This window comes from Paenibacillus sp. GCM10027626 (genome assembly GCF_042676285.1).
Classification (GTDB): domain Bacteria; phylum Bacillota; class Bacilli; order Paenibacillales; family Paenibacillaceae; genus Paenibacillus_Z.
This window is the reverse complement of sequence record NZ_JBHTHC010000008.1, coordinates 247,043-265,106: the sequence shown is the minus strand read 5'-3', so window position 1 is coordinate 265,106 and position 18,064 is coordinate 247,043. Positions and strand designations below refer to the sequence as shown.

The window sequence follows — 18,064 nt, the reverse complement described above, 5'->3', positions numbered from 1 at the left end:
GATGCGCAAAATTGCAGTTATTGGAACTGGCTATGTTGGACTTGTATCAGGTACTTGCTTTGCTGAAGTCGGCAATCGGGTCATTTGCTGCGATGTGGATGAGAACAAGATCGATCAATTGCGCCGCGGCCAGGTGCCGATCTATGAACCGGGGCTTGAGGAGCTGGTAGCAAAAAATACAGCGCGAGATCATCTCTTTTTCACCTCTGATATTGGTGAAGCCATCGAAGCGTCGGATATTATTTATATTGCCGTGGGCACGCCGATGTCCGAGACGGGCGAGGCCGATATGCGCTATGTCATGTCGGCCGCCAAAAAAATCGGCGAGCATTTGAATAGTTATAAAATTATCGTCAACAAAAGCACTGTCCCTGTAGGGACGGGGGAATTGGTCCGGGAAGTAGTGCAAGCGAACAAAAAATATCCTTGGATCAGCTTCGATGTGGTGTCCAATCCCGAATTTCTGCGCGAAGGATCGGCAATTGCCGACTGCATGGCGATGGATCGGGCGGTGATCGGATCCGATAATGGGAAGGCGGCCAAAGAAATTGCCGATCTTCATGCTCCTTTCAATACGCGGATTTTTTTAACCGATATGGAAAGCGCGGAAATGATTAAATATGCCGCGAACGCCTTCCTTGCTACTAAAATCTCTTTTATTAATGCCATTGCTAACATTTGCGAGCGAGTGGGCGCCAATGTGCTGCAAGTATCTGAAGGGATGGGGCTTGACAGCCGGATTGGCGGGAAGTTTCTGCAGGCCGGAATCGGCTATGGCGGCTCCTGCTTTCCGAAAGATACGAATGCGCTCGTACATATTGCGGATAAGGTGGGCTACAATTTCGAACTGCTGCAGGCTGTCATTAAGACGAATCAACGGCAGCGCTATGTGATTCTGGACAAGCTTTATGATGCTGTCGGCGGCCTCACAGGCAAACAAGTAGCTGTACTGGGTTTGGCGTTCAAGCCCAACACCGATGATATGCGCTATGCGCCGGCGCTGACGATAATTCCTGAATTGCTGAGACAAGGGGCGTTTGTAGCAGCGTTTGATCCAATCGCGCGCGAATCCGCCATGGCGCTGCTGCCGGCAGGTGTACAATACTGCGACAGTATCGAGCAGGCGGTAAAGGACAGTGATGTATGTATCATTTTGACAGAGTGGCAAGAGGTGCTGACGATGGATTTGGAGCGGATTCGGGAGCGGATGAAGCGGCCGGTTATTATCGATGGCCGCAACTGCTTTGATCTGGAGACGATGCGCCGCAGCGGCTTTGAATATCATTCGATCGGCCGGCTGCCGGTGAATGTAGCTGAGAGTGACAGCCGTCCGGTCAATTTTTAAGCAGCGGCCGGCGCGGGATATGAAGTGGAGCAGAGGCCCGCCGAATCTTTTTGCAACTTCCGCAATAACCAATACAAGGAGTGATTAAAAATGAAATGGCGTTTGAGCAAGCTGCTCATTGCTTGCCTGGGTATCACTGTAGTTGCTGCGCCTCTTTCAGTAAATGCAAAGCCAGCGGCCAGCTCTGATGAAATTTATCAGCAGATTTTAGAGATTAATCAATCCAACAATCTCGAAGGCATGCTAATGATAGCTTTGAAGAGTAGCAACAGCTTTCAAGAGAACGACAATGGAAATAATGGTAACGGCAAGGGCAACAACGGTAACAACGGCAACAACGGCAACAACGGCAATAATGGTAATGGTAAAGGCAACGGAAATGGCAATGGTAACGGCAACGGCAACGGCAATGGCAATGGCAATGGCAATGGCAATGGCAATGGTAACGGCAACGGTAATGGTAATGGCAATGGCAATGGCAATGGAAACGGCAATGGTAATGGTAACGGCAACGGCAACGGTAATGGTTCCCAGAAGCCAAACCAAGGGCAGATTAACAAAATTTTGAAAGATACGCGAAAGCAGCTTGAGGCAATGAAAGACAAATATGAGATGAAGTTTACAATTCTTGCCATCCAGTACATCAGTGCTGAGACAAAAGAAGAAAAGATCGCTCTGTACAATAAGGGCAAGCGCACGCTTGCCGAAGCGGTGCAAGAATTCAAACAGGTGATGAAAGAAGCGGCCAAGAAATTGGAGGAGGCCGGTGCGAAGATCTCGGAGCTTGATCCATTCGAGCGAGCATTTGACGGCTTTGTGGAAGAAGGAAAGGATCAGTTAAGAATGATGGTTGAATAGCGGCTGATGCTTATGGTTACCCGGCTGCCCCTTGTTTCGTCTTTGGACGGAAATAGGGGGCAGTTTTTCGTGCAAAAACAATAAAATGCAAAAAATTGCGCCGATTTACTATTTCTTATCCGTGCATAGTCTGTTAAAATATACGGGCAATAAGCAAAAGCTGAAAATTCAACCAGGGGGTCATCGTGTGTCGTCCGTTCCGCTGCTTACCTTTTTATCGCCGCCGCTGCCCTATTTCATTGAATCGAACCGAAAAACATATAAGCCAGGGATGGAACATCCGAATCGCCATCATTTAGGGGTGTTCGACCTGTTGTTTGTCAACAAGGGCACGCTTTATATCGGTGAGGAAGATCGCACTTGGGCGCTGGGAGCTGGACAAATGCTTATTTTGCGTCCAGATCGATGGCATTACTCAGTCAAACCGTGTACCGAGGAAACCGTGCTTGATTGGGTTCATTTTCAGACTTCCGGGCCTTGGGAGGAAGTAGATGACAGCCAGGCCGGCTCCTTGCGCGGCGATTATTATTCGTATGCGATTCGCCTGCCTAAGTCGATGTCGCTGGCATTTCCGGATGAGGCTGCTTCCTTGTTTGCCAAGCTGCATGATGCGGCGATGGGAACATCGCATGCTGCTTTTTGGCAGCGACAGCAGTGGTTTTTGCATCTGCTTCAATTGCTGGATGAAGGCTGGCGCAGCGATGCGGCTAAGGCGCCAATCGCCGTAGCAGAAGAAGCGGCTGCTTATTTGAAGCTGCATTACCGGACCGCTGTTACGAATGGCAAGCTGGGAGAGGCGCTGGGGCTTCATCCCAATTATATTGCCCGATGTATGAGCGAGGTGTTCGATTGTACACCGCAGCAATATTTGTTGTCGTACCGTCTGGATCAGGCCAAGCTGCTGCTGCTGAAGACAAATTGGCCGATTGCACGAATTGCCGAGGAGACCGGCTTTAAGCAGACTCCGCATTTTTCCCGATCCTTCTCCGAAAATATCGGGGTTACTCCGCTTTTATACCGTAAAAAATATACCGGCAACTCTCTGCCGCGCACCATCGTTCGGCGGATGAATGAGGAACAGTAAATAAGCGGTCGTTTATGGGGAAGTCCGCATGCTGCGTGTTAAGAAGCAGCCAGGCTGAGGACGACAAGTTGCACGCAATACATAGATTAGGGCGAGATGGATGCAAACCGTGCAGTATTGTCCATTTTGCACATTCGGAAACTGTCCAGAGGAAACATTGCGCGAAATGTAAAACTTAAAGAGCCGTCTAAGTAGTTAACCACTACGCACTGAGACGGCTCTTTTTATTTTAGAAATTAAAGTTGTCTGGGTCAGCGCCGAAACGCTGGTTTTGATTGAGGGCGTTAATTTTCGCCATATCCTCGTCAGCCAGGACAAAATCGAAAATATTCGCGTTTTCGGCAATCCGCTCCGGCGATACCGATTTTGGAATGGTGATGACTTTGTTTTGCAAATCCCAGCGAAGCACAATCTGAGCGGGAGACTTGCTATATTTTTCCGCTAACTCGATCAGGGCAGGCTCGTTCAAACGTCCTTGCATGAGCGGGCTCCATGCTTCAAGCTGAATGCGGTTCGCTTCGCAAAACTGCCGCAGCGGCTGCTGATTGAGAAGCGGATGATATTCCACCTGATTGACCATAGGCACTACATTGCTGCCTGCCATAATATCCTGCAAGTGATGAATATGGAAATTGGAAACGCCGATTGCCCGTACTACGCCAGATTCATAAAGCTTCTCCAGCGCCTTCCAAGTTTCCTTATACTTCTCCTTGACCGGCCAATGGATGAGGTAAAGATCGATATACTCCACCCCAAGTCGCTCGCGGCTGGCCTTGAATGCATTTAGCGCTGCATTATAGCCTTGGTCAGCATTCCACACCTTCGTCGTAATGAATAGCTCCTCACGGGGGACACCACAGTCGCGGATTGCCTTGCCGACTCCTTCTTCATTGTTGTAAATCGCAGCGGTGTCGATGCTCCGATACCCGGCGTCAATAGCGGATCTTACCGCCTTTTCGACCTCAGATCCTTCATTCATTTTCCACACGCCAAGTCCGAGCCATGGCATTTCCACACCGTTATACAAAGCGGTACGACTTGCAATGGATGTGGCCATCTAGCATCGCCTCCTTCAAATTATTTTACAACAGTTGCAGCTTGTCATAGGGCAATTCTTTTTGAGCGGACTAATAGAGGATGTCTAGGGTCAATTTCATCGCCTTCATAAATCCGGCAAACGCTCGGATGAAACGGACTCTTCTATGCAATATATTAAATTTTATCGATAAAAACGGTTCCACGTCAAGTTTTTCCATTCATAGGTCATTAAAGGGCGAATTGCTGTATACAAATAGATTACCGGACTCCCAGAAGGGACGCGGGGCAAGACAGGATTGCAATGCAAGGAGGTGTGCGCAAATTTATGGTAAATGCAGCAGGCATCGGACTATCAATGAGAGATTTGTATTTATTCAACAAGGGCGATTTGCATCATAGCTATCAAACATTCGGTGCGCACTTGATTCGACTTGGCGACGAGACAGGGGTCCGTTTTACAGTATGGGCGCCCAATGCCAGACGTGTAGGCATCGCAGGCGGTTTCAACAATTGGAATGCTCGGCATCATCAGATGGAGCGGATAGGAGAAACAGGTGTATGGGGGCTTTTTGTGCCGAATCTGGAAATTGGCGAGCTGTACAAATATGAGATTGAAACGCAATCAGGCGTTCAGCAGCTGAAGGCCGATCCGTACGCCTTTCAATCCGAGCGGAGACCGGGGACGGCATCTGTTGTAGCGGATTTGACACGATACCGCTGGGGAGACGAACTATGGCAGCAGCGCAAGAAGGAGCGCAGCCCTTACGACGAGCCGATGTTAATTTATGAGGTGCATCTGGGGTCGTGGAAGACGAAAGGGAAGGAGCAGTTTTTGACCTATGAAGAAATGATCGGCGATTTAATTCGATATGTGCAGGAGTTAGGCTATACGCATATAGAGCTGCTGCCTGTAACCGAGCATCCGCTTGATCAATCGTGGGGCTACCAGACGACAGGCTACTATTCGGCGACTAGCCGGTATGGCACGCCGGAGCAGCTTATGAAGCTTGTTGACAGCTGCCATCAGCAAGGGATTGGAGTCATTCTCGACTGGGTGCCCGGTCATTTTTGCAAGGATGACCACGGACTGCGCCTGTTCGACGGCACTCCCATTTATGAGGGGACGGATGAAAAGCGGGCAGTTAAGCCGCTATGGGGAACGCTGGCCTTCGATTTTGGGCGGACAGAGGTACAAAGCTTTTTGCTCTCGAATGCAGTATTTTGGCTCGATGTGTTCCATATTGACGGCTTGCGCGTCGATGCTGTAGCCAACATGATCGACCTCCACGCAGACAAGCCGCCGGAGCTGCATACGCTCAATGAACTGGGCGGCTCTGAAAATATGGATGCGATCCGCTTTTTGAAACGGCTGAATGAAACGGTATTTCACTATTTCCCCGATACGCTTATGATTGCCGAGGACTCCTCTTCCTGGCCTGCCGTAACCTCACCTACCTACATGGGCGGCCTCGGTTTTAATTTCAAATGGAATATGGGTTGGATGAATGACATGCTGCGCTATATGGCAATTGCCCCCCGCAACCGCAGGCATCACCATCAGCTGATCACCTTCTCGCTTCTCTATGCCTTTGCAGAAAATTATGTTCTGCCCTTGTCGCATGACGAGGTTGTGCATGGCAAACGTTCACTGCTAAATAAAATGGCTGGCAGCTACGAAGAGAAATTTGCCCAGCTGCGGCTGTTTTACGGCTACTGGATGACTCATCCCGGCAAAAAGCTGCTCTTCATGGGCGGAGAATTCGCTCAGTTTGATGAATGGAAGGATGGCGACGCCCTTGACTGGAATTTGCTGGAGTATGACAAGCATCGCGAGCTCCGCGATTATGTAAAGGCATTGAACGGCGCCTATCGCAAGGAGCGTGCGTTGTGGGAAAGAGATTGCGATAGCGGCGGCTTTGAGTGGATTGACGTGCACAATGCGGCGCAGAGCATCATTATCTTTTTGCGGCGCGGGCTGGAGACGGAAAATATGGCTGTCATCGTATGCAATTTTTCAGCAGACCATTATGAAAACTATCGTTTGGGCGTTCCCGAGCATGGCCGTTACCGGCTTGTTATTCATAGCGATAATCAGGCATACGGTGGCGGGACAGCGGCGCCCGCTGAGGCTGTTACAGCAGAAAAGCTTCCTTGGCACGGCCGGGAGCAAAGCGTGACCCTGGATATTCCGCCGCTTTCGTTCCAACTATTAAGCTTAGAACCGCAAATTGAGAGGAGAAGAGTACGATGAGCCAAAAAGAGATGGTTGCGATGCTACTTGCCGGTGGAGAAGGGAAGAGGCTGGGCGTGCTTACGAAGGATTTGGCCAAGCCTGCCGTTCATTTCGGGGGGAAATACCGCATAATCGATTTTACGCTCAGCAATTGTGCGAACTCCGGCATCGATACGGTTGGGGTTCTGACTCAATATCAGCCGCTCGAATTGAATCGTTATTTGGGGATCGGCAGTCCCTGGGGGCTGGACCGGCGGGATGGCGGAATGGCGATACTGCCTCCCTATATGAAGCAAAAGGGCGGGATGTGGTACAAAGGAACGGCGAATGCGATCTATCAAAATATGAGCTTCATTGAACGCTATAATCCGGAATATGTGTTGATCATTTCCGGAGATCACATCTATAAAATGGATTACGATTTGATGCTGGAGGAGCATAAGCGGTCGGGAGCGGATGCGACAATCGCTTGCATCGAGGTCGATTACCGCGAAGCGGGCCGATTCGGCATCATGCATACCGATGACGAGGGGAAAATCGTCGCCTTTGAAGAGAAGCCAAAAGTGCCGACCAGCAATCTTGCTTCGATGGGGATTTATATTTTTTCCTGGCCGCTGTTGCAGCAATATTTGGTCCGGGATGAGGCAAACCGCGCCTCCAGCAACGATTTTGGCAAAGATATCATTCCGGCTCTGCTGCGCGATCAGGCCCATTTGCAGGCCTACCGCTTTTCCGGTTATTGGAAAGACGTTGGAACGCTTGATAGTTTGTGGGAAGCGAATATGGATTTGCTTGCCGACCAGCCTTCGCTGGATTTATTCGATCGCAATTGGCGGATATATTCGGTCAACCCGCATCGTCCCGGTCATTATATCGCCCCAGATGCCGTCATCGTCAATTCGCTTGTTACAGAGGGCTGCGTTCTGCAGGGCGAGGTGCATCGATCTATTATGTCCTATGGCGTTCATGTGGGCGAAGGGTCGTCTGTTACTGAATCCGTCATTATGCCGAATGTGAAAATCGGCCGCGGCGTCCGGCTGTATCGGGCTATTATCGGCGAAGGAGCCGTTATCGAGGATTACGTAGTGATCGGCAGCCCCGACCGGGAGGACGAGGGCGTTACGGTAGTCGGCAGCGAGCAATATGTCGTTGCCAATCAAACTTTTATGGGGGTAGAGCAACCATGAATTCCAATGTACTCGGCGTTATTAATTTAATTCACGAAACAGATGAGATGGAAGCTTTGACTGCGAGCCGTTGTCTTGCCTCTGTGCCGTTTGGCTCCCGATATCGCCTGATCGACTTTATATTGTCCAGCATGGTCAATTCGGGCATGAAAAAGATCGCGGTATTCGCGCATACCAAGTATCGCTCGCTGATGGATCATTTGGGGGCAGGCAAGGATTGGGATTTGCATCGCCGTCATGGCGGGCTGTTCATTTTGCCGCCGGTTACGAATGATGTGAATGAGACGCGGCGCGGCGACTTGTTTCATTTCTATCAAAACCGGGATTTTTTTACGCGCAGCGTGCAGGAGTATGTCGTGATTGCCCGCAGCCATATGGTGTGCAATATCGATTTTACGCCAGTGCTGGCCGAGCATCAGGCGAGCGGCGCGGATATTACAGTCGTCTGCAAGCGGCAGACGGAGCTTAGCGGCGGTATGGCGCGCAAGGTGCTGGCGGACGGGAACGGGCGGATTATGGCGATGTGCGATCATTACAGCCGCGTGCAGAGCGACCTCGTATCGATGGAAATGTTTGTGATGCGCAAGGAGCTGCTGCTGGAGCTCGTTGAAACCTCGCTGGCGCAAGGGCAGGACCATCTGGTGAGACATGCGATTATGGGGTGGATGGACCGGCTTCACGTGCGCCGCTATTTGTATGAGGGCTATTTGGGCATTGTGAACACGGTGGGGAGCTATTATCAGCACAGCATGAATTTGCTGCTGCCGGCGGTCGGCCAGCATCTTTTTGAAGAGCCGGAAACGATCTATACGAAAATAAAAGATGAGCCGCCCGCCCGTTATATGAACGGGGCAAGCACAAGCAACAGCCTTGTAGCCAACGGCTGTGTCATTGAAGGAACAGTGGAGAACAGCATTTTATTCCGCGGCGTGCATATCGGCAAAGGAGCGGTCGTGCGCAACAGTATCGTGATGCAAAACGGCCGTGTCGGCGCCGGCAGCCGGCTGGATTATGCGATTTTGGACAAAGAGGTGACAATTGAGCAGCAGCAGGAGCTATGCGGCGCTGCCCTCGCACCGTTTTTGGCCATGAAACGCAAAGTGATTTGAAGGAGGAGGCACGATTGAATATTTTGTTTGCTGCTTCGGAGGCGGTGCCGCTCATCAAGACCGGGGGGCTGGCGGATGTGGTGGGCGCACTGCCGCGGGCTTTGCAGCGGGAGGGATCGGACGTACGCATTATTGTACCGAAGTACGAGGCCATACCTGCGGAGCTGCAGCAGCGTATGGAAACGGTCGCCGCCTTCACAGTTGGTGTTGGCTGGCGCCGCCAATACTGCGGTCTGTTGCGCATGGAGCTCGACGGCATCATTTATTATACGATTGACAACGAGTACTATTTTAAGCGCAGCGGCCTATATGGCTATGGGGATGATGCAGAACGGTTCGTCTTTTTTGCGCTCGCTGTTGCAGAAGCGCTGCGTTACCTCGACTTCCGGCCGAACATTATACATGGGCATGACTGGCAGGCCGGGCTCGTGCCGATGCTGCTGAAGACGCGCTATCGTTATGACCCTGCCTGCCGCGGGGTCAAGACGGTATTCACGATACACAATTTGATGTACCAAGGGGTATTTGCAAAGGAACTGCTCATGGATCTGCTGGGGGCGGGAGAAGAGCTGTTCGGCGCGGACGGGCTGGAGTTTTACGGGGCCGGCAGCTGCATAAAAGGAGGGCTGATCTATGCGGACAAGCTGACGACCGTCAGCCCGACCTATGCCTCTGAAATTCAGACGGAAGCTTATGGAGAAAAGCTGGACGGCCTGCTGCGGCAGCGATCGGTTACCGGCATCATCAACGGCCTGGATCTTGATCTGTTCGATCCGCAGCATGATGCGGCGCTGGCTGTGCCTTATCGGCATGAGCTGGCAGACAAACGGAAAAATAAATTGGCGCTCCAAGCCGAGCTTGGCCTGCCAGTGCAGGAAGATACGCCGATGATCGGCATCGTCTCGCGGCTTGTCGATCAGAAAGGGCTCGATCTTATAGCCGCCGTATTGGAACGATTGATGGCCGAGAATGTGCAGCTGGTCGTGCTTGGCGAAGGAGAGCAGCGCTATGAGCATATGCTGCGTACAGCAGCGGCAAGATGGCAGGATAAGCTGCATGTTACACTCGGCTTTGACGACCGGCTGGCGCGAAAGATTTATGCTGGCAGCGATATGTATCTCATGCCGTCGCGCTTTGAGCCTTGCGGAATAAGTCAATTAATTGCGCTGCGTTATCGATCTGTGCCGATTGTTCGCGAAACAGGAGGTCTGAAAGATACCGTGCTGGCGTACAATGAGTACACCGGTGAAGGGAATGGCTTCAGCTTTACTCACTATAATGCGGACGACATGCTGTATACGATCCGCAGAGCGCTGCACTTTTACTGCAACCGAGCGGTATGGGAGCGAATAGCTGGCGGAAAGGAGGCATTCGATTGGGGCTGGCAGGCATCCGCACAGGCCTATATGGCTCTCTACCGCAACCTTTTGCCTGAGTTGAAATAAGGAAGGAGAGCAACCATGGCTCGTCATCTCGTAATCGGCAACGGCAAGCTGCTCGTCAATTTAGACCGGACCGGTTACATTCGCGACATTTATTATCCTTATGTAGGTCAGCTCAATCATGTCGGCGGTCAATACTGCCGATTCGGCATTTGGGCGGAGGGACAATTTTCATGGCTGGCCGATCCGGATTGGCAGTTCGAGCTGGGCTATATTGAAGACTCCCTCGTTACATGCGTAGTAGCGAAAAATAAGCGTTTGGGCATCGAGCTGCATATCAATGACGGCATTCACCAGCGGGAATGCATCTATTTGAAGCGGGTGGTCATCCGCAATCAATCTGACCAGCCGAAGCGCTGCCGTCTATTTTTTCATCAGGATTTGATGATTGATGGCACGGAGGTCGGAGATACGGCAGTCTATTATCCGGAAAATCATACGATTTTTCATTACAAGCGCTCATCGTATTTTATGTTTAACGGCGCCTCTGATGAAGGCGGCATGAGCGAGTATACTACAGGCATCAAGCGGTTTCAGTCAGCGGAAGGGACATGGCGCGATGCCGAAGACGGCGCACTGATGGGAAACGCCATTGCTCAGGGCTCGGTGGACAGTACGATGTGCTTCCAGACATCTTTGCCGGCATCCGGCGAGAAGACGGTCTATTACTGGATGTCGATCGGCCAGGATCTGGAGGAGGTCAAGCAGCTCGACCGCTATGTGCAGGAGCAACTGCCGGAAAAGCTGCTGAGCCGGATCGTCATCTATTGGAACCATTGGCTTAACCGGGCGCAATCCGATCTGGGCGATCTGCCGCCGGAGGTAGCCTGTTTGTTCAGGCTTAGCTTGCTGCTGGTAAGGACGCAGACGGATGAGCGCGGGGCCATTATCGCGGCGAACGATACGGATATTTTGCAATACAATCGTGACCATTACAGCTATATGTGGCCGCGCGACGGCGCATTGATCGCCGAGGCGATGTCGCTCGCCGGATATCAAAGCGTCGTTGCGCCCTTTTTCCATTTTTGCGCCCAGACCTTATCGCGGGACGGCTATTTGTATCATAAGTACAATCCGGACGGTACGGTAGGCTCAAGCTGGCATCCTTATATCGTGCAAGGGAAGCGCCGCCTGCCCATTCAGGAGGATGAGACTGCGCTCGTCCTGTTCGCACTATGGAAAGATTACATGAGGCATCAGGTGATCGAGCTGCCGCAGTCCTTGTACAGCAGTTTAATTCGCAAGGGCGCAGCATTTTTGAACGGGTATATTGAAGAGTCGCTATCCCTGCCCAAGCCAAGCTATGATTTATGGGAAGAGCGGTACGGCATTTGGACATATACAACGGCGTCGGTATATGGCGGATTGCAGGCAGCAGCTTTTTTCACGGAACTGTTCGGTGATTATGAGCGAAGCGATATGCTTAGCGCAACTGCGGAGAGGATCAAGCAGGGGATGCTTACGCATCTGTGGGATGAGGAAAGCGGCCGTTTTGCCCGCGGCCTGGTATGGCGGGACCACCAATGGGAGAAGGATATGACAGTGGAAAGCAGCTTGTTCGGCATATGGGAGTTTGGAGTGCTGCCTGTCGAGGACAGCCGCGTTCAGCGGACGATGGAAGCAATCCGGAGCCATCTGACGATTCGTACAGAGGTAGGCGGCATCGCCCGGTATACGAATGACTATTATTTTCAACAGTCGGCCGATATTGAGCGCATACCCGGCAATCCATGGATTATATGTACATTATGGGTAGCCGGCTACGACATTGCCGTCGCCTCCAGTCTGCAGGATTTGGAGGAGCCGCGGCGCACCCTGGAATGGGCCGCTCGCCATGCTCTGCCTGGCGGGGCGCTCCCTGAGCAGCTCCATCCGCTTGACGGCAGCCCGCAATCGGTCGCTCCGCTGACTTGGTCGCATGCCACCTTTGTCCAATGTGTCAGCAAATATACGGCCAAATATAAGGAACTTTCGGCATCCGGCACATGACGCCTGTCCGCTCGATTGCAAACGGAACCGGCCGTACCCCCTACGGGGCAGGCCGGTTTGTGTCCAAATATAAGTGACGGTACTGCAAAATAATCAGCTTATATTTTCCGATAGAGACTTGCTTTGCGGCACATTAGAAGCAGATAGTGCGAAGAATGATGACAAGAAGGATGAAAAGCACTAAAACCGCCCCGAGATTTCCTCCAGGACCACAACCAACGCCTCCAACGCCTCCAACGGCTGGTCCACAGCCAAAACCACCTACAGGAAAGCCCACTGTACATACCTCCCGAAATAATTGTTTCATGTGTCGTGTTTGCCGATCACATAATGCAATATATGCACGGTACAGATGAGGTGACTGGATGTTTGTACCGGGGCAAATATTTTGGGTACAATCGCTTACTTGAGACGGGAGTGCGAACTGCTGTAACTCAGCGGCGAACGCCCAGATGTTCCAAGAAGTGTAAACTAGTAGCAGCAGGCCTTCGCCCTGCATACGATAGGGGAGATGGGAGGTGGGGCAGCTTGCACTCTCGAAGCACTGAGCCGCTGACGGATTGGATAAAGCGTCAGCAACGGAAGGGGGAGAAAGGAGTTCTCCGCGACCCTGCTTGGATTGAAAATTATGTCATGCAAATGATTTCTGAGACGGTGCCAACAGTTGCTGCAGCGATGCTCTCGGCCACATCGGCGGTACCGCGGCAAAGCGGGGTTACGGTAAAGGAAACGAAGCGCTATGTGCTCGCGCAGCTGGAACTGCCAAAATCGACTTATATAGCGGATGTGCGTCTTCAGGTGCGGGAGGATCGTATCCGCATTTGCGGTTTGGCAAAGGGAAAAAAGAAAATCATCAAGCTTCCGGCGCTTGTTATGCCGCGCTATTCCAGAGCATATATAGAAGGAAGCGCGCTGAAAATCCGCATGCGCAAGCGGCAGCTGCGTAAAAAGGTATACAAGGTGGAAATTGAGTAGTATTTGTCACCAAATTGTTTGACTTTCCTGTAGGAGATTGTTGGCGATAAGGCGGACTATCCCTTATAATGCAAGTTAAGACTGCAATCTAGGGGAGTGTTTCCTTTGACATTGGTTAATGTCAGCGATATATCCGCCGGCTTGTTTATTACGGGGGCATTGTTTATTTTACTGTTTTTTTCATTGCTTAGCTTCGGCATTTTGCAAATGTTCAAGCGCAAATTCCGTTCCGGCTGGTTCAGCTTTGCCGGGGCGATCGTCAGCGGTGTGACGTTCGGCATAATATTAGATCAATGGTTTGTCTGACTGTTTGAACAAGGGCAAGCCGGCAATGATGGAGCAGAACGATTTTTGTTCTGCTCCATTTTTGTGCGCTAACCTCCATGCAACTGCCGGATGGTTTCATGAGAGCGTTTACGCTTGTTTTATGGCGCGAATACAAGGCTGGTTCGATACCACTTGTTTATGACTGATTTTTCCGCCCTGGCGATAACAAATTGGATGAAAAATAATCAATAAACCAAGTTGCCATTACATAAGATGGAGTATAAGATATAAGACAAAGAGAGAATATTCAGAACATTTCGCCTATTTGATAGGGTGGGAGGGATTGCCGTGAATAAGAGCTGCGGGGTAGAGTTTTGCAATCTGGAACTGCGATTTGATCGGCGGCAAATCCAAAATCTGATTCGCGATTTAATTCAGGAAGGGTACTCGCTTTATTGGAGCGAAACGGATGAACATTTTCTTGCATCAATTCGCAGCGGACGCAAACTTGTCAAGCTTCGGTTCCATCGGGTTCATAATTGTTACAAATTGGTTGGCAATTATTTGATCAAGGATGAAAAACTGTCGGAACTCATCGAGAAATTGATTAATGATTCGCGAGGGCATGCTGTTGTCAAACGATTCAAGGATCGGCAAATTGTCATTGAGAACATTATGTTCGGTGAAATAATACGACTTGTGGAGGTGTCCGGCATGGAACATCGGATTATTTACCAGAAAAAGCCTTATGTGACCGTCGAGGACGTTATCCAGGCCTTTCAATCTAAGCGGGCGGAAGAACGGGCGGCAGTACTGCGGTATGAGCTGGATTACGAGCTGTCGCTGCTTCACGAAGCGATTGTGACAGAAAATGAGCAGCAAAAGGAGCTGTCCAGGACAAAGCTGGAGCAGCTGCGGGTCGAAATGCTGCAGCTTGAATTGTAATGTGCCGCATTTGTGCCTTGCATTTTGTATAATAAGCTCTTGGTTAAGCCGATGGCTGCCGGGAGCTTTTTTTCTTGAAAGCGTTTAGGCGTCATTGAAAATATGGGCGGCTCCGGTTAAAGTAAATCCTATCGGGGAAGTAAGTGAAGGAGAGTAGCAGCATGATGAAGGATAGAACTGTTATTGCGGCCGTCGACATCGGAACGACGAGTGTCAAAGTATTGGCAATTGACGCAGACGCGCTGCTGGAGCCGGCTGCCGGTCGCCGGGCAGTGCTGTTAAGAGTGGAGAAAGGATACCCGCTGAATGAAGTGAAGCCGGGGCATTTTGAACAGGATCCCGACTATATAGCAGAATGCGCCGAACAGGCGCTGAGAGAACTCAATGCTCAGATCAACGATGGCGAGGGCGAACTGCTGGCCATTTCCTTCAGTTCTGCCATGCACAGCCTGATTGCGGTCGATGCAGACGGGCTGCGGCTGACCGGGTGCATAACTTGGGCTGATCTGCGGGCGGCCAAGTATGCTTCCCTGCTAAGAAAAAGCGGAGAAGCAGCGGCGATTGCCGCGCGTACCGGCGTGCCGGTGCATGCGATGACGCCGCTGTGCAAGCTCATGTGGATGCGTGAGCAGGAGCCGGATATTCACCAAAAGGCCGCTGCTTTTATTGGCATCAGGGAATATGTGCTGCATCGCTGGTGCGGCGGCCCCTATGTCATGGACCGGTCAGTCGCTGGCGGGACCGGGCTCTATCAGCTGGAGCAGGAGCGGTGGGACGAGGAGTCGCTTGCGCTGGCGGCAGTTAATGAGTCCCGGCTGCCGCAGCTTGTATCGGCAACGCATATCATGAATGAAATGAAGCCGCAGGCTATGCGGGCGCTCGGACTGAAAGCGGCGGTTCCCGTAATCGTCGGCGGGGCAGACGGCGTGCTGGCGAATGTCGGCGCGGGGGCGATCGATCGCGGAGTAGCCGCTGTTACAGTCGGCACGAGCGGCGCTGTCCGCGTAGCCGTTTTGCAGCCTGCGGGGGACAAGAAGGGGGAGCTGTTCTGTTACCCCCTTATAGACGGGCTATGGTTTGCCGGCGGGGCGGTGAACAGCGGCGGCGTGATTTTGCGCTGGCTGTGCGAGAAGTTTGCGCCGGCCGATGCCGCTGCGGCGAAGCAGCAGGGGGCGGATCCATATGAACGGCTCATCGGGCTGGCGATGGAGACGCCGGCCGGAGCGGGCGGACTGCTGTTTTTGCCGCATTTGGCCGGCGAGCGCGCACCGCATTGGGACGAGGATGCGCGCGGCTCCTTTGTCGGCCTGTCGCTGGCCCATGACAGGCGGCATATGCTCCGCGCAGGTCTCGAGGGCATCGTCTACGGCCTGCGCGCTGTGGCGGAGTCGATGGCCGCGGCCGCCGGCGGCCCGCTCCGCGAAATTCGCGCTTCCGGCGGCTTTGCCCGCTCGAGCGCGCTGCGGCAGCTGATGGCCGACATTTTCGGCTGTCCGGTCACGCTGGCGGACACGCAAGAGGCTTCGGCCATCGGCGCCTCCATGCTGGCGCTGCTTGCGCTTGGCAAGGCGCAAAGCTTGCGCGGGCTGGCAGCGCAGGTGTCTGCCGCTGACCGCTGTGAGCCGCGGCCGGAGGCGTCAGCTGTCTACGACCGCCTCTGGCCGGTCTATCGCTCGCTGTACGGCGCGCTTGCTCCAGCTTACAGGGAGCTTGCTGCCTTTCAGCGCGAACATTGAGCAGGGGACAAAAAGCAGGCAAACCTGACGCAAAGCTTTTCAATCCGGGGCAAAAAGGGTAAAATAGGTTTATTGTAAACTAAAACGATAGATAAAGGATGGAAGAACCAAATGTCAAAACAGCAAATCGGGGTAGTCGGATTGGCCGTAATGGGCAAAAACCTGGCATTAAACATCGAGAGCAAAGGGTTTACCGTATCGGTATACAACCGCTCGCGCGAAAAGACGGATGATCTGCTCAAAGAGGCAGCCGGTAAAAACCTCGTTGGTACATATTCGGTTGAAGAGTTCGTAGCATCCCTTGAATCGCCGCGCAAAATCCTGATTATGGTTCAGGCTGGCGCAGGCACTGACGCAACAATCGACGCACTTGTTCCGCATCTTGATCAAGGCGATATTATTATTGACGGCGGCAACGCATATTTCCCTGACACGCAGCGCCGCAGCAAAGAGCTTGAAGCAAAAGGCATCCGTTTTATCGGCACCGGCGTATCCGGCGGCGAGGAAGGCGCGCTCAAAGGCCCGTCCATTATGCCAGGCGGACAGCGTTCCGCATATGAGCTGGTAGAGCCGATCCTGACGGCGATTTCCGCCCATGTGAACGGCGATCCGTGCTGCACTTATATCGGACCGGACGGCGCCGGCCACTATGTCAAAATGGTGCACAACGGCATCGAATACGGCGATATGCAATTGATTTGCGAAGCATATGATTTGCTGAAGCGTGTACTGGGCGTAAGCACGGAAGAACTGCAGGCAATCTTTACAGAGTGGAATAAAGGGGAGCTTGACAGCTACTTGATCGAAATTACGGCTGACATCTTCTCCAAATACGATCCTGAAACCGGCAAGCCGATGGTTGATGTTATTTTGGACTCTGCAGGCCAGAAAGGTACCGGCAAGTGGACGAGCCAAAGCTCGCTCGACCTTGGCGTGCCGCTCTCGATTATTACGGAATCGGTATTCTCCCGCTTCCTGTCGGCATTGAAGGAAGAGCGCATCGCAGCAAGCAAGCTGCTGAAGGGGCCTGAGACAGCGCCTTATCAAGGTGATAAAGCAGCTTTCATCGAAGCCGTGCGCAAAGCATTGTTTGCAAGCAAAATTTGCTCCTATGCGCAAGGCTTTGCCCAAATGCGCGCCGCTTCCGACGAGTACGGCTGGGATTTGCGCTATGGCGATATCGCGATGATTTTCCGCGGCGGCTGCATTATCCGCGCCCGCTTCCTGCAAAACATCAAGGATGCTTACGATCGCAACTCTGCGCTGCCTAACCTGCTGCTGGACGAGTACTTCAAAGAAATCGTTGAATCCTACCAAGGCGCATGGCGTGAGGTCGTTGCGACCGCAGTTGCCCAAGGCATTCCGGTGCCGGCGTTTGCAAGCGCCCTGTCCTACTATGACAGCTATCGTACGGAGCGTCTGCCGGCCAACCTGCTGCAAGCGCAGCGCGACTACTTTGGCGCCCATACATTTAAGCGAGTTGATAAAGAAGGCACCTTCCACTTCAACTGGCTGCAATCCTAATATAACAGCCTGGACGGCTAGTCCGGCTATAGGTCGAGCGCATGCGCCGCTTCTTGTAACGAGCTGCGCAGGCGCTCGATCTCTGTGTCGCAGCCATGCCGGTTTTTGATAAGCATCATGGAGACCTCAGCAAAGGCTTGAAACATACGCAGCAATTGTGGCTGAGGAAGGTCCGACAAAGCGGACGCTTCATCGGCCATTTTCTTTTTCAATGTTTCCAGCATCCAGATTACATCGTCGCGGCAAAGCGGGTAGTCGGAGCGCAGCATAGTTGCAAAGCGGTTCCGGGGCAAGGAGGACTTATAATTAGAAGCCACAGGCAGACAACTCCC

At 52.3% G+C, this 18,064-nt stretch carries 15 protein-coding genes; 13 read left to right on the top strand and 2 right to left on the bottom strand.

Annotation, left to right across the window (positions count from 1 at the left end; all coding sequences use genetic code 11):
- Window position 1 precedes the first annotated feature (1 nt).
- The 3 genes from tuaD (at window position 2) to ACFQ0N_RS17550 (ending at window position 3,287) form a co-directional block, all read left to right on the top strand.
- Window positions 2–1,345, top strand: a complete 1,344-nt coding sequence (gene tuaD / locus ACFQ0N_RS17560; protein ID WP_379328423.1) for a UDP-glucose 6-dehydrogenase TuaD — start codon at window positions 2–4, stop codon at window positions 1,343–1,345.
- Window positions 1,346–1,435: 90 nt separating this feature from the next.
- Window positions 1,436–2,203: a hypothetical protein gene (locus ACFQ0N_RS17555; protein WP_379328421.1), complete on the top strand. Its 768-nt coding sequence runs from the start codon at window positions 1,436–1,438 to the stop codon at window positions 2,201–2,203.
- Window positions 2,204–2,390: 187 nt separating this feature from the next.
- Window positions 2,391–3,287, top strand: a complete 897-nt coding sequence (locus ACFQ0N_RS17550; RefSeq protein ID WP_379328419.1) for a helix-turn-helix transcriptional regulator — start codon at window positions 2,391–2,393, stop codon at window positions 3,285–3,287.
- A 229-nt stretch (window positions 3,288–3,516) separates the two neighbouring features.
- Here ACFQ0N_RS17550 and ACFQ0N_RS17545 read toward each other — a convergent pair whose 3' ends face one another.
- Window positions 3,517–4,344, bottom strand: coding sequence for an aldo/keto reductase (locus ACFQ0N_RS17545; protein WP_379328417.1), 828 nt, complete (start codon window positions 4,342–4,344; stop codon window positions 3,517–3,519).
- Between the two features lie 306 nt (window positions 4,345–4,650).
- Here ACFQ0N_RS17545 and glgB point away from each other — a divergent pair, with 306 nt between their 5' ends.
- The 10 genes from glgB to gndA all read left to right on the top strand — a co-directional run bounded on the left by glgB (window position 4,651) and on the right by gndA (window position 17,732).
- On the top strand, window positions 4,651–6,576 hold the full coding sequence (gene glgB / locus ACFQ0N_RS17540) for a 1,4-alpha-glucan branching protein GlgB (protein WP_379328415.1): 1,926 nt from the start codon (window positions 4,651–4,653) through the stop codon (window positions 6,574–6,576).
- Window positions 6,573–7,745, top strand: a complete 1,173-nt coding sequence (locus tag ACFQ0N_RS17535; protein WP_379328413.1) for a glucose-1-phosphate adenylyltransferase — start codon at window positions 6,573–6,575, stop codon at window positions 7,743–7,745. Before glgB ends, ACFQ0N_RS17535 begins: the two co-directional genes overlap by 4 nt.
- Window positions 7,742–8,854, top strand: a complete 1,113-nt coding sequence (gene glgD / locus ACFQ0N_RS17530) for a glucose-1-phosphate adenylyltransferase subunit GlgD (RefSeq protein WP_379328411.1) — start codon at window positions 7,742–7,744, stop codon at window positions 8,852–8,854. Before ACFQ0N_RS17535 ends, glgD begins: the two co-directional genes overlap by 4 nt.
- 14 nt (window positions 8,855–8,868) lie before the next feature.
- A complete protein-coding gene (gene glgA / locus ACFQ0N_RS17525; protein WP_379328409.1) occupies window positions 8,869–10,299 on the top strand; it encodes a glycogen synthase GlgA in 1,431 nt (476 codons plus the stop codon).
- Between the two features lie 15 nt (window positions 10,300–10,314).
- Window positions 10,315–12,285, top strand: coding sequence for a glycoside hydrolase family 15 protein (locus ACFQ0N_RS17520; RefSeq protein WP_379328407.1), 1,971 nt, complete (start codon window positions 10,315–10,317; stop codon window positions 12,283–12,285).
- A gap of 528 nt (window positions 12,286–12,813) precedes the next feature.
- The gene (locus ACFQ0N_RS17515; RefSeq protein ID WP_379328405.1) at window positions 12,814–13,260 is read left to right on the top strand and encodes a hypothetical protein; all 447 of its coding nucleotides are present in this window, start codon (window positions 12,814–12,816) and stop codon (window positions 13,258–13,260) included.
- 105 nt (window positions 13,261–13,365) lie between these two features.
- Window positions 13,366–13,566 carry a hypothetical protein gene (locus tag ACFQ0N_RS17510; protein WP_379328403.1) on the top strand — a complete coding sequence of 67 codons (201 nt, stop codon included), beginning with the start codon at window positions 13,366–13,368 and terminating at the stop codon, window positions 13,564–13,566.
- Between the two features lie 309 nt (window positions 13,567–13,875).
- A complete protein-coding gene (locus ACFQ0N_RS17505; RefSeq protein WP_379328401.1) occupies window positions 13,876–14,472 on the top strand; it encodes a hypothetical protein in 597 nt (198 codons plus the stop codon).
- 161 nt (window positions 14,473–14,633) lie between these two features.
- Complete coding sequence (locus ACFQ0N_RS17500) at window positions 14,634–16,208, top strand: gluconokinase (protein WP_379328399.1); 1,575 nt, start codon at window positions 14,634–14,636, stop codon at window positions 16,206–16,208.
- Window positions 16,209–16,319: 111 nt separating this feature from the next.
- Window positions 16,320–17,732 (top strand): NADP-dependent phosphogluconate dehydrogenase, encoded by a 1,413-nt coding sequence (gene gndA, locus ACFQ0N_RS17495; RefSeq protein ID WP_379328397.1) that lies wholly within the window; start codon window positions 16,320–16,322, stop codon window positions 17,730–17,732.
- Between the two features lie 26 nt (window positions 17,733–17,758).
- Here gndA and ACFQ0N_RS17490 read toward each other — a convergent pair whose 3' ends face one another.
- On the bottom strand, window positions 17,759–18,049 hold the full coding sequence (locus tag ACFQ0N_RS17490; protein WP_379328395.1) for a hypothetical protein: 291 nt from the start codon (window positions 18,047–18,049) through the stop codon (window positions 17,759–17,761).
- Window positions 18,050–18,064: the final 15 nt, after the last annotated feature.